This window comes from Methylomonas sp. MK1, from assembly GCF_000365425.1.
Taxonomy (GTDB): domain Bacteria; phylum Pseudomonadota; class Gammaproteobacteria; order Methylococcales; family Methylomonadaceae; genus Methylomonas.
Window position 1 is genome coordinate 3,098,648 of the sequence record NZ_AQOV01000001.1, and the last position, 25,888, is coordinate 3,124,535.

At 55.0% G+C, this 25,888-nt stretch carries 20 protein-coding genes; 18 read left to right on the forward strand and 2 right to left on the reverse strand.

Going from position 1 to position 25,888, the window contains the following annotated elements; translation table 11 throughout:
• The first annotated feature begins 135 nt into the window (after positions 1 to 135).
• The 18 genes from gshB (at position 136) to G006_RS0114820 (ending at position 23,613) form a co-directional block, all read left to right on the forward strand.
• Positions 136 to 1,086, forward strand: a complete 951-nt coding sequence (gene gshB, locus G006_RS0114735; protein WP_026147068.1) for a glutathione synthase — start codon at positions 136 to 138, stop codon at positions 1,084 to 1,086.
• 1 nt (position 1,087) lies between these two features.
• Positions 1,088 to 1,981, forward strand: a complete 894-nt coding sequence (locus tag G006_RS0114740; protein ID WP_020483974.1) for an energy transducer TonB — start codon at positions 1,088 to 1,090, stop codon at positions 1,979 to 1,981.
• Between the two features lie 16 nt (positions 1,982 to 1,997).
• Complete coding sequence (locus tag G006_RS0114745; protein ID WP_020483975.1) at positions 1,998 to 2,564, forward strand: YqgE/AlgH family protein; 567 nt, start codon at positions 1,998 to 2,000, stop codon at positions 2,562 to 2,564.
• A complete protein-coding gene (gene ruvX / locus G006_RS0114750) occupies positions 2,557 to 3,003 on the forward strand; it encodes a Holliday junction resolvase RuvX (protein ID WP_020483976.1) in 447 nt (148 codons plus the stop codon). The genes G006_RS0114745 and ruvX overlap by 8 nt, the downstream gene beginning before the upstream one ends.
• Positions 3,004 to 3,101: 98 nt before the next feature.
• Positions 3,102 to 3,623: a bifunctional pyr operon transcriptional regulator/uracil phosphoribosyltransferase PyrR gene (pyrR, locus tag G006_RS0114755; RefSeq protein ID WP_020483977.1), complete on the forward strand. Its 522-nt coding sequence runs from the start codon at positions 3,102 to 3,104 to the stop codon at positions 3,621 to 3,623.
• Positions 3,620 to 4,585, forward strand: a complete 966-nt coding sequence (locus G006_RS0114760; protein ID WP_020483978.1) for an aspartate carbamoyltransferase catalytic subunit — start codon at positions 3,620 to 3,622, stop codon at positions 4,583 to 4,585. The genes pyrR and G006_RS0114760 overlap by 4 nt, the downstream gene beginning before the upstream one ends.
• Positions 4,586 to 4,655: 70 nt before the next feature.
• Positions 4,656 to 5,939, forward strand: coding sequence for a dihydroorotase (locus tag G006_RS0114765; RefSeq protein WP_020483979.1), 1,284 nt, complete (start codon positions 4,656 to 4,658; stop codon positions 5,937 to 5,939).
• A 71-nt stretch (positions 5,940 to 6,010) separates the two neighbouring features.
• Entirely contained in the window at positions 6,011 to 6,715 is a 705-nt protein-coding gene (locus G006_RS0114770) for a TIGR00730 family Rossman fold protein (RefSeq protein WP_020483980.1), read from the forward strand.
• A gap of 66 nt (positions 6,716 to 6,781) precedes the next feature.
• A complete protein-coding gene (locus G006_RS0114775) occupies positions 6,782 to 7,768 on the forward strand; it encodes an AAA family ATPase (protein WP_020483981.1) in 987 nt (328 codons plus the stop codon).
• On the forward strand, positions 7,769 to 8,686 hold the full coding sequence (locus G006_RS0114780; RefSeq protein ID WP_020483982.1) for a DUF58 domain-containing protein: 918 nt from the start codon (positions 7,769 to 7,771) through the stop codon (positions 8,684 to 8,686).
• A gap of 18 nt (positions 8,687 to 8,704) precedes the next feature.
• The gene (locus tag G006_RS0114785) at positions 8,705 to 12,862 is read left to right on the forward strand and encodes an EAL domain-containing protein (RefSeq protein ID WP_020483983.1); all 4,158 of its coding nucleotides are present in this window, start codon (positions 8,705 to 8,707) and stop codon (positions 12,860 to 12,862) included.
• A gap of 9 nt (positions 12,863 to 12,871) precedes the next feature.
• Entirely contained in the window at positions 12,872 to 13,339 is a 468-nt protein-coding gene (locus tag G006_RS0114790; RefSeq protein ID WP_020483984.1) for a DUF4381 domain-containing protein, read from the forward strand.
• Positions 13,336 to 14,322, forward strand: coding sequence for a vWA domain-containing protein (locus G006_RS0114795; RefSeq protein WP_020483985.1), 987 nt, complete (start codon positions 13,336 to 13,338; stop codon positions 14,320 to 14,322). The genes G006_RS0114790 and G006_RS0114795 overlap by 4 nt, the downstream gene beginning before the upstream one ends.
• Positions 14,319 to 16,109 (forward strand): vWA domain-containing protein, encoded by a 1,791-nt coding sequence (locus G006_RS0114800; protein WP_020483986.1) that lies wholly within the window; start codon positions 14,319 to 14,321, stop codon positions 16,107 to 16,109. Before G006_RS0114795 ends, G006_RS0114800 begins: the two co-directional genes overlap by 4 nt.
• A 103-nt stretch (positions 16,110 to 16,212) precedes the next feature.
• Positions 16,213 to 17,511 carry a hemolysin family protein gene (locus tag G006_RS0114805; RefSeq protein WP_020483987.1) on the forward strand — a complete coding sequence of 433 codons (1,299 nt, stop codon included), beginning with the start codon at positions 16,213 to 16,215 and terminating at the stop codon, positions 17,509 to 17,511.
• A 135-nt stretch (positions 17,512 to 17,646) separates the two neighbouring features.
• Positions 17,647 to 18,783: an efflux RND transporter periplasmic adaptor subunit gene (locus G006_RS0114810; RefSeq protein WP_235048862.1), complete on the forward strand. Its 1,137-nt coding sequence runs from the start codon at positions 17,647 to 17,649 to the stop codon at positions 18,781 to 18,783.
• Positions 18,784 to 18,786: 3 nt separating this feature from the next.
• Positions 18,787 to 21,912: an efflux RND transporter permease subunit gene (locus G006_RS0114815; protein WP_020483989.1), complete on the forward strand. Its 3,126-nt coding sequence runs from the start codon at positions 18,787 to 18,789 to the stop codon at positions 21,910 to 21,912.
• Between the two features lie 12 nt (positions 21,913 to 21,924).
• On the forward strand, positions 21,925 to 23,613 hold the full coding sequence (locus G006_RS0114820) for a BatD family protein (protein ID WP_235048863.1): 1,689 nt from the start codon (positions 21,925 to 21,927) through the stop codon (positions 23,611 to 23,613).
• 53 nt (positions 23,614 to 23,666) lie between these two features.
• On the opposite strand, the gene nudE is transcribed toward G006_RS0114820, so the two are convergent.
• The gene (gene nudE / locus G006_RS0114825) at positions 23,667 to 24,218 is read right to left on the reverse strand and encodes an ADP compounds hydrolase NudE (RefSeq protein ID WP_020483991.1); all 552 of its coding nucleotides are present in this window, start codon (positions 24,216 to 24,218) and stop codon (positions 23,667 to 23,669) included.
• A gap of 71 nt (positions 24,219 to 24,289) precedes the next feature.
• The gene (locus G006_RS0114830; RefSeq protein ID WP_020483992.1) at positions 24,290 to 25,801 is read right to left on the reverse strand and encodes a methyl-accepting chemotaxis protein; all 1,512 of its coding nucleotides are present in this window, start codon (positions 25,799 to 25,801) and stop codon (positions 24,290 to 24,292) included.
• Between the last annotated feature and the right edge of the window lie 87 nt (positions 25,802 to 25,888).

Genomic DNA, 25,888 nt, shown 5'->3' on the forward strand with positions numbered 1-25,888 from the left:
ACCTCAATGCGAGCTTTTAATTCAAAATAGCCGCGCTTTATAACAAAAAAACTTTTGTTGGTAAACAACAGCCTGCAAAATAAATTTGATAAAATCGGTTTTATTTCCCCTTGCTTCGGAATTTACAGGACTTTAATGACTATTAAACTCGGCGTGGTCATGGACCCCATCGGCCAAATCAATATTAAAAAGGACACCAGTTTCGCGATGCTGCTGGAAGCCCAGGCGCGCGGATGGGAACTGCATTACATGGAACTGTCCGACCTATATATGCGCAACGGCGACGCTTATGCCCGTTCCCGCGAACTGGAAGTCGAGCGCGACGAAAAACAGTGGCATCGGTTTCTCGGCGAAAAGCAAATCGCCTTGTCCGAATTGGACGCGATTATCATGCGTAAGGATCCGCCCTTCAACCAGGAATATATTTACGCCACGTATATGCTGGAACAGGCCGAGCGGCAAGGCGTTTATGTCGTCAACAAACCGCAATCGCTGCGCGACGCCAACGAAAAAATGTTCACCGCCTGGTTTCCGCAATGCTGCACCGACACCTTGGTAGCCCGAGACCCGCAAAAAATCCGCGACTTCTTAAAAGAGCACCAGGAAATCATCCTGAAACCCTTGGACGGCATGGGTGGCGCTTCGATCTTTTACGTCAAAGAACACGACCCCAATCTCAGCGTGATTCTGGAAACCATGACCCAGCACGGCAACAGTTACATCATGGCGCAAAAATATTTACCCGCTGTAAAAGATGGCGACAAGCGGATCCTGGTGGTCAATGGCGAACCGGTGCCGTATTGTCTGGCACGGATTCCGGCCAGCGGCGAAAGCCGTGGCAATTTGGCCGCCGGCGGCCGCGGCGAAGGCCGGCCTTTGAGTGATCGTGATCGCTGGATTGCCGAACAAGTGGGACCGACCTTGCGCGAAAAAGGCCTGATATTTGTCGGCTTGGATGTCATCGGCGACTATCTGACTGAAGTGAATGTCACCAGCCCGACCTGCGTACAGGAGCTGGATAAACAGTTCGGTATCAATATTAGCGCGCAACTAATGGATCACATCGCCGCCCAATGCCAGGCCTGATATGCACGCGCCGGAATTGACTCCCACGCCGCTCTCGCAAGGCGATTCGCTACTGACGGCTTTGTTTGTGGCGGCGGTGCTGCATGTGGTCGTATTGTTGGGGGTTAATTTCACCGCGCCACAACCGCCCAAGGTCAACCGGTCGATTGAAATCACAGTGGCTCATGCGCCAGTGAAGAAGGCGCCCAAGGATGCGAAACATCTGGCAGCCGAACATCAAATAGGTGCCGGCGAGGAAGCGCATAAACCGGAGCCGCCGCAGCAAAAAATAGCCACGCAGGAACAAACGATCAGCCCACCGGCCAAGAAAGTCTTGCCGCATCCGGCGGTTCCACAAGTCAAGCCGGTCGCCGAAAAATTGCTTACTCAAGCAAAAGCCCCGGTTAAGGTGGTGACGGAACCCGAGCAACCGGTAGAATTACCGGAAGCTGTTGAAGTTCAGGAATCCGCCCCCAAATTATCGCCTGAAGCGCTTCAGCAACAAATCGCTCAACTCGGCGAGCGCATCAGAAATACCCAGCAAAGCGCGCAAGATACTAAGATTAAATTCGTCAACTCGATTAGCACGCATAAGTATCTAGCGGCGCAATATGTCAAGGATTGGGAGGACAAGGTTGAGCGCACCGGCAATCTGAATTATCCTGAGGCCGCGCGCAAAAAAGGCGTTTCGCAATCCTTGACCATGGATGTGGGGATCAATGCCGACGGCAGTATTTACAGCATGCGCGTCGTCAGATCGTCCGGCAATTCCGCGCTGGATGACGCCGCGAAACGGATTGTGAAGATGAGTGCCCCGTTTGCCGCTTTACCCGATGATTTGTTGAGAGAAGTGAACGTTTTGGTGATTACCAGGGTCTGGAAATTCTCAGACGAAACCGGCATGACTGCCCGCTAGCCCATACAGCACTCCAATGACAGACGTTACTTATTTAAATAACCAGTTTTTGATTGCGATGCCCGGCTTGGCCGATCCGCATTTTTTTCACACGGTGACATACCTGTGCCAGCACAACGAAGAAGGTGCGCTCGGCATCGTCATCAACCGACCGACCGGCATGAAGTTACGCGATATTTTCGAGCAAATGGGGATTAAAACCGAGCTGGAAAATGTGTTGGAAACCCCGGTGTTCGCCGGCGGCCCGGTACAGCAGGAACGCGGCTTTGTGATTCACGATGCCTGCGAACAGCGCTGGGATTCCAGCATCAGCACGGCCGAGAATATCACCCTCACCAGTTCCCGCGACATTCTGGAGGCTATCGCCGAAGGCAAAGGTCCCAACCATTATTTGATCGCGTTAGGTTACGCCGGCTGGGGTAGCGGGCAACTAGAGAAAGAAATGGTCGAAAACGCCTGGCTGAACACGCCGTGCGGTGAAGAGATACTCTACGAAACGCCGATCAGCCAGCGCTGGAATGCGGCGGCGGGACAGTTGGGTATCGATATTAATCGTCTGACCACGCCGGCAGGTCATGGTTAAGGTCGATCCGCTGGCGGCAAAATTCAGCAGTGACGCGTATTTAGGGTTTGATTTCGGCAACAAAAAAATTGGGATCGCAGTGGGGCATGCCGATACCGGCATTGCCAGTCCGCTGCAAACCATCCAGTCGCTTAATCAGGTTCCGGACTGGCATAAAATCGGTCTGTTGATCGCCGAATGGCGGCCCATAGGCCTGGTGGTCGGCATTTCCCGGCAACAAGACGGCTCGGATAATATTATTACTCCGCGCATGCAAAAGTTCTGCCGCCAGCTGAATGGTCGTTACAATCTGCCGGTGCATCAAATCGATGAAACGCTAACCACGTTCGCAGCCAAACAAATGCTGTTCGACGACCTAAAGGTTAGCGCTGCTAAACTGTGGTCCGTGCAAGATCAACTGGCCGCTCAGATAATTCTGCAAAGCTGGTTTGATAAGTAAAAGACGAAAACGGTTCTACGGCCAAGCAGCCCTTTATCCTGTCGCTTTTGGCTTTTTTCCAATTTCTATAACAATAACAAGATCCCCCTGTAACTGCCATGCCAATCGCCACTCTCAACATCGATATCCTGCTCGACACTCTGGAAGCCGCGATTCGTCGGCAAATTAGCGAGCGCAATCTGCATAATCCGTTGCTGATCGGTATACACAGCGGTGGGGCCTGGATCGCACGCCATATGCATCAGCGCTTGGGCATGGGCGAACCCTTGGGCATGCTGGACATCACCTTTTATCGCGACGATTTTTCACAAATCGGCATGCATCCCAAGGTCAAGACCAGCCAACTGCCACCGCACTTGGAAGGCCGCGACATCATCTTGATCGACGATGTGTTTTACACCGGCCGCACCATCCGCGCCGCGCTGAACGAGATTTTCGATTACGGCCGTCCTAACCAAGTGGTACTGGCGGTATTGATCGAACGCAACGGCCGGCAGATTCCGCTGCAACCGGATTGTCATGGCATCCGTATCGATCTGGCCGGCAACCAACGCATCAAACTCACCGGCCCCGATCCATTGGGTATCGAGATTCAATCCCCGCAAGTGGTGGCGGCATGACCCGACATATTCAGCTTACCGAACAGGGTAAGCTCAAGCATTTTCTGACGATCGAAGGCCTGGATAAGCAGCTGTTGACCGAGATTCTGGATACCGCCGAATCGTTTGCCGGCATGTCCGAACATCAGGTCAAAAAAGTGCCCTTGCTGCGTGGCAAGACCATCGTCAACCTGTTTTTTGAGAACAGCACCCGCACCCGTACCACCTTCGAACTAGCCGCCACCCGGCTGTCGGCGGACGTACTGAGCATGAATATCGCCACGTCCGCGACCTCCAAGGGCGAAAGCTTGCTGGATACCATTCATAACCTGGAAGCGATGCATGTGGATATGTTTGTGGTCCGCCATGCCCTCAGTGGCGCCGCGCATTTCATCGCCCAACACACCGCGCCGCATATCAGCGTGATTAACGCCGGCGACGGCCAACATGCCCACCCGACCCAAGCCATGTTGGACATGTTCACGATCCGTCAGCATAAAAAGCAATTCGAAGGCCTGAAAGTCGCTATCGTCGGCGACATCCTGCATTCGCGGGTGGCGCGGTCGCAGATTCTGGCTTTAAACACCTTGGGTGTTGCCGAAGTCCGAGTGATCGCCCCAAAGACTTTGCTACCGGCGCAAGTCAAAAGCATGGGCGTGATACCCATGCACGACATGGACGAAGGGTTGGATGATGTGGATGTGGTCATCATGCTACGTTTGCAAAAAGAGCGAATGAATTCGGCGTTTTTGCCCAGCGAAAGTGAGTTCTTCCGCTGCTTTGGTTTGACAGAAGCCAAGCTTAAACGCGCCAAAGCCGATGCCATTGTCATGCATCCCGGCCCCATCAACCGGGGCGTGGAAATTGCCTCCAGCGTCGCCGACGGCCCGCAATCAGTAATCTTGCAGCAAGTCAGTAATGGCGTGGCAGTCCGTATGGCGATCATGTCGATGGCGATGCACAGTCAGGGAGGTGCGGCATGACAAAATTACAGGATAGTAATTTTGCACCGCCAACGGCGGCCCGTAAGGGTGACGCACACGGAGGTGTGGCATGAGTAAAATACTGATTAAAAACGGCCATGTCGTCGATCCGGCCAATAACATCGACGCCATCGGCTCGGTCTGCATCGCCGACGGCAAGATCATCTCGGTATTGGAGCAAGCCGCCGATTTCACGCCCGAGCAAATAATCGACGCCAGCGGTCAGATCGTTTGCCCCGGCTTCGTCGACCTGAGCGTGCGCTTGCGCGAACCCGGTCATACCCAAAAAGGCAGTATCCTCAGCGAAACCCGTGCGGCTCTGAGCGCCGGCGTTACCTCGCTATGCCTGCCGCCCGATACCAAGCCTTGCATCGATAGTCCGGCGGTAGTCGAGTTTATCAAGGACAAGGCCGAAAAAGCCGACTACCCGCAAATCCACAGCATAGGCGCATTGACACAGCGCCTTGCCGGCAGTGAACTGAGCGCGATGTTCGCGTTGAAGCAGGCCGGCTGTATCGCCGTCAGCAATGCCAGCGAACCGCTCGGCAATCTGTTGATATTGCGGCGGGCAATGGAATATGCCGCCACTCACGACTTGTTGTTGATGTATCGCGCTAATGAACCCGCCTTATCCGGCAAGGGCTGTGCCCACGAAGGCGCGGTGGCCAGTCGTTACGGTTTGCCAGGCATCCCGGAAGCCGCCGAATCCATTGCCTTGGCGCAATGTCTGGAGCTGGCGGAGTTGACCGGTTGCCGAGTACATATTAGTCAAATCAGCTGCAAACAATCGGTGATTAAATTGCAGCAGGCCAAGAAATACGGCCTGAATGTGACGGCCGACGTGGCGATTCATCAGTTGCATTTAACCGAAGACCACATTACTCCGTTCGACAGCAATTATCACGTGCTGCCGCCGCTACGCAGTGCCATTGACCGTCAATATTTACGCGAAGGGCTGGTCAACGGCACTATCGATGCGATTTGCTCCGATCACCAACCGCACGATCTGGATGCCAAACTAGGCGCATTTCCGGAAACCGAAGCGGGCGTTGCCGCGCTTGAAACCCTGTTGCCGTTGACGCTGGCGTTAACCCAGCAACATCGCATCGGTTTGTCGCAAGCCATCGCCAACCTGACCTGCAAGCCGGCACAAATTTTGGGTCTTGCTAGCGGCGTATTAACGCCGGGTTCTGCGGCCGATGTGTGTATTTTCGATCCGCAAGCCAGCTGGCAGGTTAACCGCGACAACTGGCTTAGCGCCGGTTGCAATACGCCGTATTGGCAACAGACCTTGAGCGGGCGCGTGACTCATACCTTGCTCGCCGGTAATCTTACTTATCGTTTGGCGGATTAATCGTGAGCCGGTTCGGATTCGCCCTTTCATCTCAATGTACGAAGCACCGCGTACTCGTTAAGGAATAAATCATGAGTTGTATCAAAAACCGCCGCGCCGACGGCTCGATGTCGTCCAGCATCATCGACGACCTGAAAGGCGATCAATCCTGGCGCATTTTTCGCATCATTAGCGAATTTACCGAAGGCTTCGACGAGCTATCCGGTTTGTGCGACGCGATTTCGATCTTCGGTTCCGCCCGGTTACCGCCCGAGCATTTTTATTATCAAAAAACCGTGGAACTAGCGGAAATGCTGAGCAAAGAGGGTTTTGCAGTCATCAGCGGCGGTGGACCTGGCGTGATGGAGGCCGCCAACAAAGGCGCCATCCTGCACGATCAACCGTCCATCGGCTTGAACATCGAATTACCGATGGAGCAAACGCCCAACCCGTACCAAAATATTTCGCTGAATTTTCGCTATTTTTTCGTGCGTAAAGTGATGTTCGTGCGATATTCGATTGGTTACGTCTGTATGCCGGGCGGTTTCGGCACGCTGGACGAGTTCTTTGAGGCCTTGACCTTGATGCAAACCCACAAGATCTATCCGATTCCGTTGGTATTGTTCGGCACCGATTTCTGGAGCGGACTGATGGACTGGATGAAAGCCAAGATGATGGAGTACGGCACCATTTCCGAGGAAGATTTGGCGCTGATCACCGTCACCGACGATCCGCAAAAAGTGGTCGATATCATGGTTGCGCATCGCGAGTGGAAAGATTTGCAGCGCAAAAATTAAGCGCCCCGCAACTTTCAGGACTCAACTTGGTCACATTTTTGTTAAACATAAGGATTTTTCATACACATGACTGCGACAAGTCTTAGCCCCAGCCAAACCGCCTTACAAAATCTCAAAACCCACATCAATACTCAGATCATCGGCCAGGAAGTGCTGGTTGAGAGGATGTTGATCGCCCTGCTGGCCGATGGTCATTTGTTGGTGGAAGGTGCGCCGGGTTTGGCGAAAACCCGCGCGATCAATGTCCTTAGCCAAGGGATAGAAGCCGATTTTCATCGGGTGCAGTTTACCCCTGACCTGTTGCCGGCCGATTTGACCGGCACCGAAATATACCGGCCGCAGCAAGGCAGTTTCGAATTTCAGAAAGGCCCGCTATTTCATAATCTGATTCTGGCTGATGAGATCAACCGTGCGCCGGCCAAGGTGCAGGCCGCCTTGCTGGAAGCGATGGCGGAACGGCAGATTACAGTCGGCAAGGCCACTTATCCGCTGCCGCCCTTGTTCATGGTCATGGCCACGCAAAACCCGATCGAGCAGGAAGGCACCTACCCCTTGCCGGAAGCGCAACTCGACCGGTTTCTACTACATGTCAAAATCGATTATCCCAACGCCGAGCACGAGCAAGCCATCTTGCATCTGGCTCGCGCCGAAGCCAAGGGCGCCTTGCAAAACCAGGGCGGCGCACAACCAAAAGTCAGCCAGCAAGCTTTATTCGCGGCGCGCGGCGAAGTGCTGGAGTTATATCTGGCCGACAGTTTGGAACAGTATCTACTGCAAATCGTGCTGGCGACCCGTAATCCCGGGGTTTATGGTCAGGATTTGGCCGGCTGGATTCAATACGGCGCCAGCCCGCGCGCCAGCATTGCCCTGGACCGCTGCGCGCGCGCCAAGGCCTGGTTGCAACAGCGCGATTTTGTCGATCCGGGCGATATTCAGGATATGGCTTACGATGTGTTGCGCCACCGTCTGATTCTGTCTTACGAAGCGGAAGCGGAAGGCATTAGCAGCGATTACGTGATCAAAGAACTGATAGCCAGAATTGCCGTCCCCTAAATGACTAAATCGCCAGCGACCGACAACCCCCGGGTTACGGTCACTCTCAAAGCCTTGGTGGATCTGGCCAAACCGGCCGGCATGCTCAGCCTAGGACACGCCAATATCCGCGCGGCGCAAAGCGGTAATTATCTGTCGCATCTGAAGGGGCGCGGCATGGCTTTCGACGAAACGCGGCTCTATCAACCGGGCGATGATGTGCGGCGTATCGACTGGCGCGTGACAGCCCGCACCGATAAGCCACACAGCAAAATTTTCAAGGAAGAACGCGAACGCCCAATGTTCATCGCGGTGGATTACCGGGCAACCATGGCATTTGCCACGCGCGGCGTGTTCAAGTCCGTGCAGGCAGCCCGCTTGGCCGGTTTGCTGGCTTGGGCGGCGCTGAAGCAAGGCGACCGCATAGGCGGGCAGATTTTCAGCGATGACGGTTGCCAGGAATTGAAACCGCAAACCGGCAAACCGGCGCTGTTAAGATTTTTGAATGCTCTGGTCAACCCGGACTATAACGGCGCAGCCGTGGTCAATCTGGCGCAACCTTTAGCCAGATTGCTGCATCATGCCCGACCCGGCAGTCGGGTTTATATCCTCAGCGATTTTCGCGGGATGAATAGTGCGGCCGAAAACCATCTGGCCAATTTGGCCCGGCATTGCGAAGTGGTGTTGGTGCATATCGCCGATCCGCTGGAGAGCAGTTTGCCGACCCAAGGCCGCTACCGCTTTACCGACGGCTGGCGCGAAGTGCTGATCGATAGCGGTGACAAACAGCGTCTACAAGCCTATCGGCAACGTTTTCAGGATCGGCAGGAGTATCTGCAAAAGCTGGCCAATAAACTGCGTCTGACCTTGATACCCTGCACGACCCAGCAAGCGCCTTTGGACGCATTGAACGGCACCCGCGCGCATCCGGCGGCCTAAAAAGTTCTCAATCAGGCCATGCAAATTTCCAAGTTGTTCAACTCAGCCGATGTATCGTCGCAAAAGCCAGACCGCCGAAATACCGCGCCTATTGGGCCTTTAATACGGCTGGTACATATCGGCATACTGAGTTTGTTGATGTTTGTCGGCGGCTGGCTGGGCGTCAAAATGATCATTCCGCCCGGCTATGCCAGTCCGCTATGGCCGCCGGCCGGGATCGCCCTGGCCGCGCTGTTTATCGGCGGCCGCAAGCTTTGGCCCGGAATCTGGTTAGGCGCAGCGCTAAGCAATTTCCTGGTGACTATTGAGTTTTCCGGTCAACTGACCGCTCAAACCGCGATGTCTTCCTTTGCAATTGGCGGCGGCAGCGCCTTGCAAGCGCTGGTGGCCCTGGCCTTATCCAAAGCCTACGTAGAGCCGGGTTTGCCCAAATTGGATAGCCCTGCCGCCATCCTCAAGTTTTTTGTCCTGGCCGGGCCGGTAGCCTGTCTGATAGCGCCCAGCGTCGGCGGATCCGTACTTTATTCATTGGACTTGATGAGCCATGCGCAACTCTGGTCGTCCTGGCGAAACTGGTGGGTTGGCGACAGTTTGGGCGTGATGATTGTGACGCCGCTATTGTTTTGTTATTTCGGACGCCCCCGTGCGCTTTGGCAAGCGCGGCGCTTGAGTGTAGCGCTGCCTTTATTGGGCACACTGCTGGCATTGGTACTGGTATTTTTGCAAGCCTTTCAAGCGGAACGCACGCGCATTCAACAAGCTTTCGATAGTCGGGCCGGCGAGATAGACCGGCTGCTGGTGGAATATGCCATTGATGTAATCGACAGTACGCTGGCGCTAAGAGATGTATTTTTGGCATCCGGGCAAGTGAATAGAGCCGAATTCAGCGTATTTTCCCAGGGTATCCTGCAACGCCATCCGGAAATTCAGGCCCTGGAATGGCTACCTCTGATCGCCCAAGCCGATTTGCCTGCCTTCGAACAAGCAGTCCGCGCCGAAGGATTTCCTGATTTTCGGGTTATCGAACGAGACAGTACCGGTCAACTGGTGAAAGCAAGCGCCAGACCGGAGTATTTTCCAATCATGTTTGTGGAGCCGATGGCCGGCAACGAAAAAGCCTTCGGCTTCGATTCCATGACAAATCCACTTAGCCGCCAAGCAAAAAATCTGGCCCGCGCCAGCGGTAAACCTACCGCCTCGCAAAAACTGACGCTGATACAGCGTGACGATACGGATCCCGGCATTTTGGTGTCCATTCCGGTTCGCCGGCGTAACGCTGACGGCGATGCCTTGGATATTGCCGGCTATGTCACTGCAATCGTTCTGCCGACCAAAATGGTGGAAATAGTTACCAGGGGGCTTAACACCGATATGCTGGGCATCAGCATTGATGATCTCAGCGCGCCCGCCGGAGAAACTGCTTTGTATGTAAAACCGGTACACAAGCAGGTGTCGTTAAACTACGACTTGAAAAAATGGCAGCGTAGCTTTGCGTTTGTGGATCGTAATTGGCAAATTACCGTCACTCCGGATAGCGATTTTGTCAACGAACAAGGTTCAACGCTACCTTTGATTACGCTGATCGGCGGTCTCTGTTTTACCAGCTTGCTGAGTATTTTATTGCTGATCATCAGCGGCAGAACCGCCTCCGTGCAAGCGTTGGTGGAAGAACGCACCCAGGCATTGGCCGACGCGGTTGCGGAGTTGGAAACCGCCGCCAATATCGCCAAGGAATCAGAATTAAAGCTGCGCACGATCGTCGATTCCGAACCGGAGTGCGTGAAACTGCTGGGGCGGGACGGCAGCTTATTGCAAATGAACCGCGCCGGTCTGGACATGATAGAGGCCGACACGCTGGAACAAGCCCAACAAGGACGCCTGGGAGACTTGGTGTTGCCCCGATACCGGACTGCTTTTGAAAAATTGACTCGACGGGTGTTTGCCGGCGCATCAGGCACACTGGAATTTGAAATCGTCGGCCTGAAAGGCCGGCAGCGCTGGTTAGACACCCACGCGGTGCCAATGCGCGATGCTGAAGGTAATATCGCGGCCCTGTTGGGTTTGACCCGCGACATTACCGAACGCAAGCAGGCCGAAGAACATCTGAAACTGGCCGCGCGGGTATTCAGCGAGGCGCACGAAGGCATTTTAATTACCGATCCCACCGGAATCATCGTCGATGTGAATCCGACTTTTTCCGAGATTACCGGCTATAGCCGGGCCGAAGTGATAGGCCGAAACCCCAGTATCTTGCAGTCCGGCAAATACGGTGCGGATTTTTACCGGGATATGTGGCAAGCCTTGCGTGAAGCGCAACATTGGCAAGGCGAATTGTGGAACCGCAAAAAAAACGGCGAGTTGTATGCGCAATGGCTAACGGTTTCCGCCTTGTGCGATGCCGACGGCAAGGTCACTCACTATATCGGGCTATTTTCCGATGTCACGCAGGCCAAGCAGCAGCAACAGCTGCTGGAATTGTTTGCTCATTACGATCCGCTCACCCGCCTGCCGAATCGGATTTTATTCGCTGATCGCTTGAATCAGGCCATCGCCCACAGCAAGCGGGAAAACACCTTGCTGGCGATTTGCTTTCTGGACCTGGACGGCTTCAAGCCGGTCAACGACCAATTCGGCCACGACGTCGGCGACCGGGTGTTGGTTGAAGTGGCCGAACGAATCAAAAACGCGATTCGCGAGGAAGACAGCGTATCCCGGCACGGCGGCGACGAGTTCGCGCTATTGCTGGGCGATATAGACTCGATTGAACAATGCGAACAAACCATCATGCGCATTCACCGGGCGATTGCCCAGCCGTATGTCATCGACGATCAGCCGATTTCGGTCGGCGCCAGCAGCGGTTTTACCGTATATCCTCTGGATGATGCCGACGCCGACGCCTTATTGCGGCATGCCGACTATGCCATGTACCAGGCCAAATTGGCCGGCAAAAACCGTTGCCAGTTGTTCGATGCCAGCCACGACCAACAAGTCATGCATCGCCACCAACAATTGCGCGACATCGAAGCGGCGTTTTTAAACAACGAATTGTGCATGTATTACCAGCCCAAGGTCGACATTAAAACCGGCCAGGTTAAAGGCGTGGAAGCCTTGATTCGCTGGCAGCATCCGCAGCGCGGCATGGTGCCGCCGTTGGAATTTTTGCCGGTGATTGCCTCCACCGATCTGGAAATCCGCATCGGCAATTGGGTCATCGCTCAAGCCTGCGAGCAGTTGGCCGGTTGGCACGCGCGGGGGCTATTGTTGGAGGTCAGCGTCAATATCTCCTCCTACCATCTGTTGTGGTCCGGCATTGGCGCTTATATAGAAGAAACTTTGCGCCTTCATCCGGAACTGGATGCCCGCTATCTGCAATTGGAAATTCTGGAAAGCACCGCACTGGATGATTTGTCGGCGGTGAACCGGATTATTAAAAGCTGCCGGGAACAACTGGGGATCAGCGTGGCCCTGGACGATTTCGGCACCGGTTATTCGTCGTTGACGCATTTGCGGCATTTGTCGGTGGATACCGTGAAAATCGATCAGACCTTTGTCCGCGACATGCTCGACGATCCCGACGACTACGCCATCATCGAAAGCGTGATCGCACTCAGCCAGGCTTTTAACCGGGAAGTCGTCGCGGAAGGCGTGGAAAGCCAGGAACAAGGCATCGTGCTGTTGCTGCTGGGTTGCCATCTGCTGCAAGGTTACGCGATTGCCCGTCCGATGCCGGCTGCGGCGATTGCGGACTGGGTGATTGCTTACCGGCCTTTCGGCGACTGGCAAATTTATGCGGATGCCGAGCTGTCGGCAGAACAGATCGACATTGCGATTCGCCGGTTCGACACCCGGCAGTGGTTGCAGCGGGTACAAGCCAGTCTGTTCGCGGAGCCACAAGGTGTCGTGAAAAGCTGGCCCATCATGGACCAGCGCCGTACCCATCTGGGCCGTTGGTTGAAGCAAGTACAACACGACAAACAGTATGCCCATGATTGGCTGGAAAGTATCGAACAATTACAACGGCAACTACATGTGCTGGCCGAGAGTCTGCTAAAGCGCTACGAAGCCGGCCAGCGCGATGCCGCGCGGGCAGGATTTAACGATCTGCGGGCTATTCAGCTGCAAATCGACGACCTGCTGGTTTTGTATACCCCACTCCCCAATTTGGACGAGATGTAAACATTCAACATGGAACCATTGCCTTTAAAAGATATTCATTTGCCCGATTCGGTGACATTTTGGCCGCCGGCGCCGGGCTGGTGGTTGTTAGCGGTATTGTTGCCGTTACTGATTTTTTTGTGCCGTTATTTTTATAAACGCATCCGCCGCCAGACTGCGGCCAAAACTGCCGCCAAGTTGTTGTCCGCCATTCGCCGGGATAGAGGGGCCGATGCCAGACAGACCCTGGCGGCCTTGTCCGCCTTGTTGCGGCGCGTAGCCATCAGTACCGCGCCGCGTAGCGATGCGGCCAGCTTGCGTGGCGAGGCTTGGCTGAGCTACCTGGACCAATCCTTGCCGGATGCACCGTTTAGTCAAGGTCCCGGCCGTTGTCTAGCCGACGGCCATTACCGGCAAACACCACCGTCCGACGCAGAACTGGAGGCGTTATTCGAGTTGTGCGAACGCTGGTTGAAGCAGCAGGCGAAAAAAAGATGATCGAATTGCACTGGCCTTGGTTGTTATGGTTGTTACCGCTACCGCTGTTATTGCGTTGGCTGTTGCCGGCACGTGCCGTCGCCCAACAAGCGGCATTGAAAGTACCGTTTCTGGACGATTTCGGCCCCAGCGCCAGTCGGGTAGTCAGCAGCGATAGGCGCTGGCCGCTGTGGTTGGCGGCGTTGGCCTGGGTATGTTTGCTGGTGGCGGCCGCTCGTCCGCAATGGCTGGGCGAACCCATCGAGCAAGCAGTCAGCGGCCGCGACTTGATGCTGGCTGTGGACGTGTCCGGCAGTATGCAGGAGGAAGATTTCATCCTCGGCAAGCAGCGCGTCGATCGGTTAACTGCCATCAAGCAAGTGGCCGGCGATTTTATTCAACGCCGGGTCGGCGACCGCTTGGGTTTGATCCTGTTCGGTACGCAAGCCTATTTACATGTGCCGTTGACCTTTGATCGCAAGACTGTGCAAACCCTGCTGCACGAGGCGTTTATCGGCATTACCGAGGACGACCCGAAAACCTCGATAGGCGACGCTATCGGTTTGGCAATCAAACGTCTGCAACAGCAGCAAGATGCCAGCCGGGTGTTGATTTTGTTGACCGACGGCGCCAATACCGCCGGGGAGTTGACGCCTTTGAAAGCTGCTGAACTGGCTGCAGAACACAAACTGAAAATCTACACGATAGGCATAGGCGCCGACGAAGTGTTGGTGCGCAGCCTGTTCGGCACCCGCCGCGTCAACCCCTCCGCCGATCTGGACGAAAAGACTCTGACCGCGATTGCCGACGCCACCGGTGGCCATTATTTCCGGGCTCGAAACACCGAAGAGCTGGAAAAAATCTACCGCATGCTGGATCAACTGGAACCGGTTGAAAAAGACAAACAATACTTCCGGCCGCGCAGCGAATTGTTTTATTGGCCGCTGGGCCTGGCCTTGTTATTGACGGGCTGGTTAACCTTGGCCCGATTGAGGTGGTCATGAATTTTGCCGATTTTCATTTCCTGCGGCCCTGGTGGTTGCTGGCTGTATTACCGGCCGCGCTGTTTTTGATCTTGTTGGTGCGGCATCGGCATGGGCGCGGTAACTGGAGCGAAGTCTGCGATGCCGAGTTGTTGCCCTTTATTTTGCAAGACAAACCGCTGCAACAGTCGCGCGGCAATTTGTTCGGCGCCGGTTTTGCCGCGTTGTTGACCATCGTTGCATTGGCCGGTCCGACCTGGCAGCGTTTGCCGGGCCCGGCTTTTAGAAACGACGCTGCGCTGGTGATTGCGCTGGATTTGTCCAAATCCATGGATGCCGCCGACATCAAACCCAGCCGTATCGGTAAGGCCCGCTACAAAATCGCCGATTTACTGAAGCAACGCAAGGACGGTCAAACCGCGCTGCTGGTCTACGGCGGCGATGCCTTTACCGTCACACCGTTGACCAACGATACCGCTACCATCGATAGCCAATTGGCCGCGCTGACCACCGACATCATGCCCAGTCCGGGCAGCAACACCGGCGTGGCGCTGAATGCGGCGGTGGCTTTGCTGCGCCAGGCTGGCCTGGTCAAGGGACATATCCTGCTGGTCACCGACGGCGCCGATGCCGATGTGGCCGAGCAGGCCGAACACTGGCTGGGCGATTATCGGCTCTCGGTACTGGCGATGGGTACGCCGGAAGGGGCGCCTATCCAGTTACAGGGGGCCGGGTTTTTAAAGGACAGTAATGGCGCTATCGTGGTCGCGAAGTTGGACGAGGCAGCGCTGAGCACGTTAGCCCAGCATGGTCGCGGTATTTATCAGCCGGTGACCGCAAACGATGCGGATGTCGAGAATTTGGGGCGTTTGTTCAATAGCGCCGACACCGGTGGCGAAAATTTGGATAGCAATCTGTTGTTGCAACAATGGGATGAAAAAGGTCCCTGGCTGCTGTTGTTAGTATTACCGTGGGCGGCTTTGCAATTTAGAAAAGGTTTGTTATTGGCCTTGCTGTGTTTATTGCCGTTGCCGAAGAACAGCTACGCGCTGGACTGGCAGAGCCTATGGCAAACGCCGGATCAGCGCGCCAAGCAGGCTTTCGAGCAACAGCAATATCAACAAGCTGCCGAGCAGTTCGACAACCCGGATTGGCGCGCCGCCGCCCAATACAAGGCCGGTCAATATCAAGAAGCCGCCGAGACCTTGAAAAACACCCAAAGCGCGGAAGGCCATTACAACCGCGGCAATGCCTTGGCTAAGGCCGGCCAGTTGCAGGAAGCCGTGCAAGCCTATCAACAGGCGCTGCAACTTGATCCTAAGCATCAGGATGCGAAATACAATAAGGAACTGGTCGAGAAGAAGCTGAAAGAACAGGAACAACAAAATCAGCAGGACCAAAATCAGCAAGACGAGCAAAAACAGGACAAACAGAAATCGTCCGATCAACAGCAAAAACAGCAACAGCAGGACGGCAAGTCTGATCAAGACGATAAAGACTCGCAGCAGGAGCAAAAGCCCCAAGACCAGCAAAAAGCCGACGCCAAGCAGGACGCGGAACAAAATAAGGCGAAAGAAGACCAACAGTCCGAAGCGGAGGCCAAACAGCAAGCTGAGCCGCAGCCGCCCAAGCAAGAGCCGACAGACCAGGAAAAAGCTGCGCAAGCCACGGAAAAAAATGAAACAGAACGTGCCAACGAGCAATTATTGAAGCGCATACCGGACGAGCCGACCGGCTTGTTGAAGCGTAAATTCAAATATCAATACGGTCAGCGCAATCGAGCTAACCAGTCCGGTCCTGCATGGTAAATCCCGGTAGGAATACAGACTGAAAATTCAAGGTGGCTTTCGTCTTGATTAAAACCAGGCACCGTAAGCCCGACACTCTAACAACTCGTGGTGCTATGAAACGATGGATATAGGCTTAATACTGATTTTGATCCTGATCAACGGCGTGTTTGCGATGTCGGAAATGTCGCTGGTCTCGTCCGGGCTGGCCCGCCTACAAAAACTGGCCGGCGAAAAACGCGCCGGTGCACGTACCGCACTGAAACTACATAAAGATCCGTCGCGGTTTTTATCCACGGTGCAGGTCGGCATCACGTCTGTCGGTATTCTCAGCGGTGCGTTGGGCGAGGATGCTTTGACCGAGCCTTTGTATCGGCAACTGCTGAACATCCCCCTGCTGGCGCCCTATGCCCAGAGTATTGCGCTGATCGCCACAGTCTTTCTGATTACTTATTGTTCCGTAGTCATCGGCGAACTGGTGCCCAAGCGGCTGGCTTTGCTGCATCCGGAGCGGATTGCGGTGTTTATCGCCCGGCCTATGCATACGCTGTCGCAGATTGCCAGTCCGGTCGTCTGGCTGCTGTCGTCGTCCAGCACGTTGATACTACGGCTATTCGGCGCGCATCGGCCGCCGCAGACCAGTGTCACCAACGAAGAAATCAAACTGCTGATGGAAATCGGTGCGGAATCCGGCGTGTTTCACGCCAGCGAAAGCCATTTGGTCGGCAACGTCTTGCAACTGGATGAACAAATGCTCGGCGCGGCCATGACGCCCCGTCAACAGATATACGCTATCGATTTAAGCGATCCGGACGCGACAGTGCGCGCCGAAATCGCCGACTGCCCCTACGCCCGGGCGGTAATCTGCCGAGACGGTCTGGAAAATGTGGTCGGAATCTTGCAAAGAAGCGATCTGCTGAAACCGGCAATGGCCGGAGCAGGCTTGGATATTGAGCCTATCCTGCATGCGCCGTTATATGTGCCGGAAGCCATGACGCTAAGGCAATTACTGGAGTTTTTCCAGGAAAAGCGAGCCGATCTGGCGCTGGTCGTAGACGAATATGGCGACATTGAGGGCTTGGTGACGCTCAGTGATGTGCTGAAAGCCATCGTCGGCCACCTGCCCAGTCGCACCAATCTGGACATTGATGTGGTGCAACGTAGCGATGGTTCGTGGTTGGTGGATGGCGGCTTATCGATTCAGCGTTTGAAAACGGTGATCGGTATGGACGGCAATTTACCCGGAGAGGCCGACAATGCCTATCACACTGTGGGCGGCTTCATTCTGTTTTACCTGGAAAAAATTCCCCAAGTAACGGACAACTTCGAATTCCGGCAATGGCGTTTCGAGATCGTCGATATCGACGGCACTCGCATTGACAAGGTGTTGGTTAGCCAAATGCCGCCCGACGCCGCAATTTAGCGCTTCGTTAAATTGCGTTTGTCGGCCAAAAGCGCAATAGGCGCCAACCAAGCTATCCGCTAACGTGGCTTGCATCCGGCATAGTCCGTTATTAGTTAATTGCTTGAAAAAATTATTTTGTTTAAAGGAAAGACCATGACCTCCTCGCTCCAGACTCCATTCCGCTCCTCGCCACTTATGGCAGCGCTATTTTTGCTGAGTTTTGCCTTACCCGCCTTTGGCGCCGATTTGAAACCGGTCCTGGAAGCCTCGCCCGCCTTGTTAAAGCTGCTGAGCATCGCCGAGGTTAAACCCGGCGAAGTCGGTGAATCTCTGAATCTTTCGGCCAGGGTGGAATTGGATCAACATAGGGTCGCGCGCATCGGTGCCTCGGTTACCGGGCGGATTACCGAAATCGATGCCATGCTCGGTCAAGCAGTGAAAAAGGGCGAACGTCTGGCGCTACTGAACAGTACCGAGTTGGGCAAAGCGCAGTCCGACTATTTGAAAGCCGCGTCTCAAGTCAATTTACGCCGGATTACCGTCAAACGCGCCGAGCGCTTGCTGGAAAGCGGTGTGATCGCGGAGGCCGAGTTTCAGGAGCGGCAGAGCGTGTTGACCGAAGCGGATGTTGATTTACGTGCTGCCAGCGATCAGTTGCGGGTGATGGGCATGAGCGAAGCCGATTTAAAACGCCTGGACAAACAACGCAGTATTCACTCCTTTTCGCCGGTTACCGCCAGCATAGACGGGGTGGTGATCGAGCGTAACGTCGCCATCGGCCAGGTGGTGCAGCCGGCGGACAGCTTGTATACCGTTGCGGATTTGTCGCAGCTATGGCTGGTTGCGGAAATTCCCGAGCAACAAGCGCATTGGGCGCGGCAAGGTGATCAAGCCTTCGCCGAGGTGCCGGCGTTGCCGGGGCAGGAGGTTAGCGGCAAGCTGATTTATGTCGCCGATATGGTCGATTCCGACACCCGCACGGTGACGGTGCGGATGGCCTTGGCCAATCCGCAGCGATTGTTCAAGCCGCAGATGCTGGCCACCTTGAAAATCAGCAAGCCCGGTTCGCAAACTTTAATCGTCCCCAGTCAGGCAGTGGTTAGGGAAAATGATAAGGATTTTGTGTTTGTCGACACCGGCTCAGCACGTTTTGAATTACGCCCGGTGCGGCTGGGTCGCGAAGAAGCCCAGAAACGACCCTTGCTGGAAGGCTTGAAAGCGGGTGAAAAAATTGTCGTGGGCGGTGCGTTTCATTTAAATAACGAACGCCTGCGCAGCACCTTGGAGTAAAGCATGATTAATAGCCTTATTGCAGCCGCTCTGCATCAGCGCGTGCTGGTGGCGGTGCTGGCGGTGGCGGTCACGCTGTTCGGGGTGCGCGCCGTGCAGCAGTTGTCGGTGGATGCGTTCCCGGATGTCACCAATATCCAGGTCCAAATCGCCACCGAAGCCACCGGCCGCTCGCCGGACGAAGTTGAACGTCTGGTCACCGTGCCCCTGGAAATAGCGATGGCCGGCCTGCCCGGCCTGGAAGAAATGCGTTCGATGAACAAAAACGGCTTGTCGTTGATTACCTTGATTTTCACCGATAGCACCGAAGTGTATTTTGCCCGGCAATTGGTGATGGAACGGCTGATAGAGGTGAAGCAGCAGATGCCGGAAGGTATCAATCCGGTGCTGGGGCCGGTGTCCACCGGTTTGGGCGAGGTCTATCAATACACCTTGGAACGCGACGACGACGGCCAGCGGGCCTTGACCCAGGAGGAATTGCAACAGCGCCGCGAAGCGCAGGACTGGGTGGTGCGGCCGCTGTTGCGTGGGATTCCCGGCGTCGCGGAAATCAATTCCCAGGGCGGCTATGTCAAGCAATACCAGGTCTTGGTCAATCCCAATCGCCTGCATCACTATCGGATTTCCTTGAATGAAGTATTCGAGGCGCTGGCCAGAAATAACGCCAACAGCGGCGGCGGCGTGCTGGCGCATTATGCCGAGCAATACCTGATTCGCGGCGTCGGTTTGATCAACGAAGTCAAAGACATCGGCAATATCGTCTTGAAGGAAGAAAACGCCGTGCCCGTGCATATGCACGATGTTGCCGAAATCAAAATCGGCCATGAAGTTCGGGTTGGCGCGGTCCTTAAGGATGGCTATACCGAAGCGGTCGGTGGCGTCGTTATGATGTTACGCGGCGGTAACGCCAAGGAAGTGGTGAGCCGGATCAAGGCGCGAGTGGCGGACATCAACGCGAAAGGCATGCTCCCGCATGGCCTGAAAATTATCTCCTATTACGACCGTAGCGATCTGGTCGATGCGGCCTTGCATACCGTGACCAAGGTTCTGCTGGAAGGTATCGTCTTGGTGGTGATCGTGTTGTTCCTGTTTTTGGGCGATGTGCGTTCCAGCCTGATCGTGGTCAGCACCTTGATCGTCACGCCCTTGGTGACGTTTATCGCGATGAATCAGCTCGGTCTTTCCGCTAATCTGATGTCGCTGGGCGGCTTGGCGATTGCGATTGGTTTAATGGTGGACGGCTCGGTGGTGGTGGTGGAAAACGCGTTTCGACTGCTCGGCGAACGCAAGGGCCGCGCCACCAGCCGGGTGAAAGTAGTGATGACCGCCGCGCAAGAAGTTGCGACACCAGTGCTGTTCGGCGTGGGTATCATCATATTGGTATTTTTACCGCTGATGACGCTGCAAGGCATGGAAGGCAAGATGTTCGCGCCGCTGGCGTATACCATCGCGATAGCGTTGCTGATTTCGCTGATCGTGTCGCTGACCTTGTCGCCGGTACTATGCGCTTTTTTACTGGAGGGGCACGACGGCGAGCACGACACTAAGCTGATCGCCTTCATTAAACGGATTTATTTACGAATGCTGGATTGGGCGATGGCCAATCGGTTGAAAGTGGTGGGCGGTGCGGTCGGCGTGTTTGCCGCCACGTTGGCCTTACTGCCCTTGCTGGGCACATCGTTCATTCCGGAGATGAAGGAAGGCTCCATCGTGCCGGGGATTAACCGGATGCCGAATATTTCGCTTGAGGAAAGCATCAATGTGGAAATGCAGGCGATGAAGATGGTGATGGAAATTCCCGGCGTGAAAACCGTGGTCAGCGGCGTGGGTCGCGGCGAAAGTCCGGCCGATCCGCAAGCGCAAAACGAATCGACGCCCATCGTTACGTTGAAACCGCGGGAAGAATGGCCGAAAGGCTGGACTCAGGACGATATAGCCGATGCGATGAGCGCGAAACTCACCGAAAATCTGCCCGGCATGCAGGTGGTGATGGCGCAGCCGATTTCCGACCGGGTGGACGAAATGGTCACCGGCGTGCGCTCCGATGTAGCGGTGAAAGTCTTCGGCGACGATCTGGCTGAACTGAAACGCCTGGCGGACGCTATTGCCGGCGTAGCCAACAGCGTGAACGGTGCTCGCGATATTCGGGTTGAGCGCCTGACCGGTCAGCAATATTTAAATATCACCGTCGATAGGCAAGCCATCGCCCGCCACGGTTTGAATGCAGCGGACATTCACGACGTCATAGAAACCGCGATAGCCGGCAAGGTGGCGACCGAGATTTATCAAGGCGAACGGCGCTTTTCGGCGGCGGTGCGTTTGCCGGAGCAATTTCGGAATAATATCGGCGCTATCGACGCGTTGATGCTGACCTCCGCGAACGGCGCGCGCGTGCCGCTGGGCGATGTCAGCAACATCACCTTAAACGACGGCCCGGCCTTGATCAGCCGGGAAATGGGTAAACGCCGCATCGTGGTGGGTATAAACGTTCGCGACCGGGATTTGGGCGGCTTCGTCGCCGAGCTGCAAAAAGCCGTGGCCGACAAGGTGCAATTGCCGGAAGGCTATTATTTGCAATGGGGAGGCCAGTTCCAGAATATGGAACGAGCTTTGGGACATTTGCAGATGATCATCCCGGTCACCATCGCGGCGATTTTCTTTTTGTTGTTTATGCTGTTTAAATCGCTGCGCTTTGCCGCATTAATTATTCTGGTGCTGCCGTTTGCGTCGATTGGCGGCATCATCACGCTGTTTCTCAGCGGCGAGTACCTGTCGGTGCCGGCTTCGGTGGGATTCATCGCCTTGTGGGGCATAGCGGTGCTGAATGGCGTGGTATTGGTGTCGTATATCCGTTCGCAGCGGGAAAGCGGCCTGAGTCTGGATTATGCGATACGGCGCGGTTGCGAACAGCGTTTTCGGCCGGTGATGATGACGGCCACGGTGGCCTTGCTGGGTCTGGTGCCGTTTTTGTTTGCCATCGGCCCCGGTTCCGAAGTGCAAAAGCCCTTGGCTATCGTGGTGATAGGCGGCTTGATTAGTTCCACGCTGCTGACGCTGGTGGTATTGCCGGTGTTATACGGATGGTTCGATGATCGCCGCGATATACATAAACCTTTTTCGATGAAGTAAATGATCAATTGTATGCATAGACATTATTGCGCGTGGCTGTTGTATGGCCTGTTAATGCTGTTGAGCACCGCGATACAGGCGGCGGAGATTCAAGTGGCGGTTGATCGCAATCCGGTCGGCCTTAACGAATCGTTTCAGATTACCTTCACGGCCAGCGAAGATCCGGACGGCAACCCCGATTTCGCGCCCTTGCAGGAAAATTTCGAAATTCTCAGTCAGCAACGCAGCAGTAATTCGTCGTGGGTGAATGGCAAGAGCAGTCGTAGCGAACAGTGGGTTTTGCGGGCGATGGCCAAACAAGCCGGCGAGTTGTTCATTCCGCCGATTGCCTTCGGCGCCGACAGCAGCAAGCCTTTGAAACTGGTCGTCAACGAAAATACCGCCGCTCCGCAAGGCAACGACGACATATTTCTGGACGTGACAGCCACGCCCGAGCAACCTTACGTGCAGTCGCAGGTGTTGTACACGCTGAAGTTGTTCCGCAAAGTACAGATTACCCAGGCCAGTCTTAGCGAGCCGGAGATCAAGGATGCGCTAGTCGAAAAACTGGGCGAGGACAGTACCTACGCCACCCAGATCAAGGGCGTGGATTATTGGGTGACGGAACGCAAATATGCCATTTTTCCGCAGCAAAGCGGCGTGTTTACCATTGCGCCGTTGATCTTGAATGCCGAATACCTGAGCAATCAACGCCAACCGCGTTTTAACGGCTTCTTCAATCGGCCGGATACAGAAACCCGGCGGGTGGCTTCCAAAGCCATCACTTTAAACGTACAAGCGGTGCCGGCCAGCTTTAAAGGCCCGAACTGGTTGAGCGCCGAGTCATTAAAACTTAGCGAAACCTGGTCCGACTCTAGCCTGCAAACCAAAGTCGGCGAACCCTTGACCCGCACGCTGACGCTCAGCGCGAAAGGTGCCACGGTGGGCCAGTTACCGGAGTTGCTCGATAAGACCGCTATCGACGGTATCAAAACCTATCCGGATCAACCAGTGCTGAAGGAAGATAAGGAAAGCGACGGCTTGACCGCACTGCGCGAGGAAAAAATTGCCTTCATCCCTTCCAAGCCCGGCGAATACAGTTTGCCGGCGCTGGACATCGTTTGGTTCAACACCAAAACCCAGAAAACGGAAACCGCGCATCTGCCCAGCGTCAAGCTGACCGCTTTGGCCGGCGCAACGGATACGCAAGTGCCGGCTACGCCCGCTACATCGAGTGCGCCGCAAGAGCCGGCAACCAGCCCAGTGACCACGTCGCCGATTACTGTTACCAGCAGCAGCGATACCCGTATTTGGCAAGCGGTATCGGCGACTTTGGCACTGGGCTGGTTGCTGACTATCGTTGTGTTGTATCGTCGCCCATCCACCAAAGGTTCAACGGCCAAACGCGTTGAGCTTGTGCCGGAAACCGCGCTGGAAAAGACCCTGAAACGCGCTTGTTGGGAAAATAACCCGCAGGCCGCCAAACAGGCCTTGCTGCAATGGGGTAAGGCCGAGTTCGGCGCGGAGAGTTTGGGGGCGATTGCGGCGCATTGTACCGGGGCACTCCGTGAAGAGATTTTGGCACTGAATCGCTTGTTATATTCCGGGCGGAATCAGGATTGGCAAGGCCGGAATCTTTGGCAGGCATTTTCTACCAAACCCGCAGCGACCAGCGGCGAGGGGAAAAGCAACGACGGTTTAGAGCCCTTGTTCAAGATCTAAGGTTCGAAGCTGTAGAGGTGCAAGATCTTGTCTATCCGCAGCTGTACGACAGCTCAGCCGCGCCCGTTCAGATGCGCCAAAGCCATATACAACGCGGCAATCGAACGGGCTTCACTGCATTCGCCGCTGGCTAACAAGGTATCGATACTATTCAACGGCCAAGGCACCACTTGCAGCTCTTCCGGCTCGTCGCCGACCAGTTTTTCCGGATACAGTTCTTCGGCGAGAATAATATCTATCGTGTGTTCCAAATAGGCCGGCGCCAGCGATACGCGGTGCAAATGCTGTAACTTGGCAGCGCCGTAACCGATTTCTTCTTTCAACTCGCGATTGGCGGCGTCCAGCATGTCTTCGCCGGCATCGAGCTTGCCTTTGGGTAAGCCCAGTTCGTAACGATGGATGCCGGCGGCATATTCCCGAACCAGCAGCACCGTGTCTGCATCCAACATCGGCACAATCAGCACCGCGCCATGCGAGGCGCTGCGGGCCAGACGCTCGTATTGGCGGCGCTCACCGTTGCTAAACTCCAGGTCCAGAGCTTCGATGCAGAATTGCCGGGTTTGGGCGATGACGGTTTGTTTCAGAATTTTCGGTCTGTTGGGCATCGGCTCAGGTTCTACAACTTGGTTGCTAAAGTGGGTTTGCTTTTGACGCTAAGATCCGCGCAAAAGCACTTCTAACTGTTGGCTAACTTGAAAAAACCAACCACGTTTTGCAGTTGTTCGGCTTGGCCGTTCAATTCCTCGGCGGTTGCCGCCATTTCTTCCGAGGCGGCCGCGTTTTGTTGAGTAACTCTGTCCAGCTGACGCATGGCCTCGCTGATTTGTTTGATGCCGCTGGCTTGTTCGGCAGACGCTGCATTGATCTCTTGCACCAGGTCCGCCGTTTTAACGATGTCCGGTAGAACATGGCCGATGAGTACGCCGGCTTTTTCGGCAATCGAGACGCTGTTGGAAGCCAGTTCGTTGATTTCCGCCGCCGTGGTGCGGCTGCTTTCCGCCAGTTTACGGACTTCCGCCGCCACCACGGCAAAGCCTTTACCGTGTTCGCCGGCGGAAGCGGCTTCGATTGCCGCGTTTAAGGATAATAAATTGGTTTTGTAGGCAATATCTTCGATTAGCCCGATTTTTTTCGCAATGTGTTTCATGGCATTGACCGTTTCGATCACCGCTTCCCCGCCTTGTTTGGCCTCGCTGGCGGATTTGCCGGCCATCTGTTCGGTAACGTGAGCGTTTTCGGTATTTTGCTGAACCGAAGCGCTGAGTTGTTCGATGGAGCTGGTGGTTTCTTCGACACTGGCCGCCTGCTCGGTGGTGGCTTGGCTGATCGATTGCGCGGTAGCGCTAACTTCCTTGGACGCGGAGCTTAATACGTCGGCGTTACCCAGAACTTGCTGTACGACGTTACTGAGCTGGTCGCGCATGCCTTTTAAATCGTACAGCAAACTGCTGTGGTCGCCTTCCCGCAGTTCTATCGCCACGGAAAGGTCGCCGGCGGCCATGGTATTGACCGCTTCGGCAGCATAGCTGGGTTCTCCGCCAAGCTGCGTCATTAAGCTTTTAGTAATCAGATAGCCGGCAACGCCGCCAATCACCACGGAAATTAGCGCCAATGTGGTAATCAAGTTAACGCTTTGATTAACCGTTTCCTTGGCTTCTACTCCGGATTGTTTCATTAGTTTGGTTTGAAACTCGATTAGCGCGGCTACTGAATCTATATACTCGGTTTGTAACTTCCTGACTTGAGTCAGCAGGAAATCCGTTGCTTCCGCTTGCTTACCCTCTCCGGCCAATTTGATGAACTGATCCTGGGCGGTCACGTAAGGTGTACGGGCATCCAGCACTTTTTTGAGTACGGCTTTACCTTCCACGCTGCTAATACTCTCGTCGAGTTTATCCAGGTTTTCCTTGATGGTGCGGCGCGCGTCTTGAATACGGGCCAATTCCTTATCAATGGCGGCTCGATCTTTGATAATCAGGGTATTACGCATCGAGCGGGCGATAACGTTGATGTTGCTGATGACATTATTGGCCCAGACCGTTTTCGGAAATTTATCGTTGACCATATTGTCGATGTTGGACAGCAGGTCGTTCATGCCGTTGATGCTGATGCCGGCAATAATGGCCAATAACAGTAGGACACCGCTGAATCCCAGGCCTAAACGGGTCCGCACTCTCATGGTACTCATGAATTTAACTCCTTTCGACGGCTGATGCCGGACAACACAGATATGCAAGCTTTTAATCCTTTTTCTTATAGACATCAAGCCTAGCTG

Bases quoted from the DNA above. Each gene is read 5' to 3' on its own strand.
- gshB (WP_026147068.1), top strand. From the start codon at position 136: ATGACTATTAAACTCGGCGTGGTCATGGACCCCATCGGCCAAATCAAT.
- G006_RS0114740 (WP_020483974.1), top strand. From the start codon at position 1,088: ATGCACGCGCCGGAATTGACTCCCACGCCGCTCTCGCAAGGCGATTCG.
- G006_RS0114745 (WP_020483975.1), top strand. From the start codon at position 1,998: ATGACAGACGTTACTTATTTAAATAACCAGTTTTTGATTGCGATGCCC.
- ruvX (WP_020483976.1), top strand. From the start codon at position 2,557: ATGGTTAAGGTCGATCCGCTGGCGGCAAAATTCAGCAGTGACGCGTAT.
- pyrR (WP_020483977.1), top strand. From the start codon at position 3,102: ATGCCAATCGCCACTCTCAACATCGATATCCTGCTCGACACTCTGGAA.
- G006_RS0114760 (WP_020483978.1), top strand. From the start codon at position 3,620: ATGACCCGACATATTCAGCTTACCGAACAGGGTAAGCTCAAGCATTTT.
- G006_RS0114765 (WP_020483979.1), top strand. From the start codon at position 4,656: ATGAGTAAAATACTGATTAAAAACGGCCATGTCGTCGATCCGGCCAAT.
- G006_RS0114770 (WP_020483980.1), top strand. From the start codon at position 6,011: ATGAGTTGTATCAAAAACCGCCGCGCCGACGGCTCGATGTCGTCCAGC.
- G006_RS0114775 (WP_020483981.1), top strand. From the start codon at position 6,782: ATGACTGCGACAAGTCTTAGCCCCAGCCAAACCGCCTTACAAAATCTC.
- G006_RS0114780 (WP_020483982.1), top strand. From the start codon at position 7,769: ATGACTAAATCGCCAGCGACCGACAACCCCCGGGTTACGGTCACTCTC.
- G006_RS0114785 (WP_020483983.1), top strand. From the start codon at position 8,705: ATGCAAATTTCCAAGTTGTTCAACTCAGCCGATGTATCGTCGCAAAAG.
- G006_RS0114790 (WP_020483984.1), top strand. From the start codon at position 12,872: ATGGAACCATTGCCTTTAAAAGATATTCATTTGCCCGATTCGGTGACA.
- G006_RS0114795 (WP_020483985.1), top strand. From the start codon at position 13,336: ATGATCGAATTGCACTGGCCTTGGTTGTTATGGTTGTTACCGCTACCG.
- G006_RS0114800 (WP_020483986.1), top strand. From the start codon at position 14,319: ATGAATTTTGCCGATTTTCATTTCCTGCGGCCCTGGTGGTTGCTGGCT.
- G006_RS0114805 (WP_020483987.1), top strand. From the start codon at position 16,213: ATGGATATAGGCTTAATACTGATTTTGATCCTGATCAACGGCGTGTTT.
- G006_RS0114810 (WP_235048862.1), top strand. From the start codon at position 17,647: ATGACCTCCTCGCTCCAGACTCCATTCCGCTCCTCGCCACTTATGGCA.
- G006_RS0114815 (WP_020483989.1), top strand. From the start codon at position 18,787: ATGATTAATAGCCTTATTGCAGCCGCTCTGCATCAGCGCGTGCTGGTG.
- G006_RS0114820 (WP_235048863.1), top strand. From the start codon at position 21,925: ATGCATAGACATTATTGCGCGTGGCTGTTGTATGGCCTGTTAATGCTG.
- nudE (WP_020483991.1), bottom strand. From the start codon at position 24,218: ATGCCCAACAGACCGAAAATTCTGAAACAAACCGTCATCGCCCAAACC.
- G006_RS0114830 (WP_020483992.1), bottom strand. From the start codon at position 25,801: ATGAGTACCATGAGAGTGCGGACCCGTTTAGGCCTGGGATTCAGCGGT.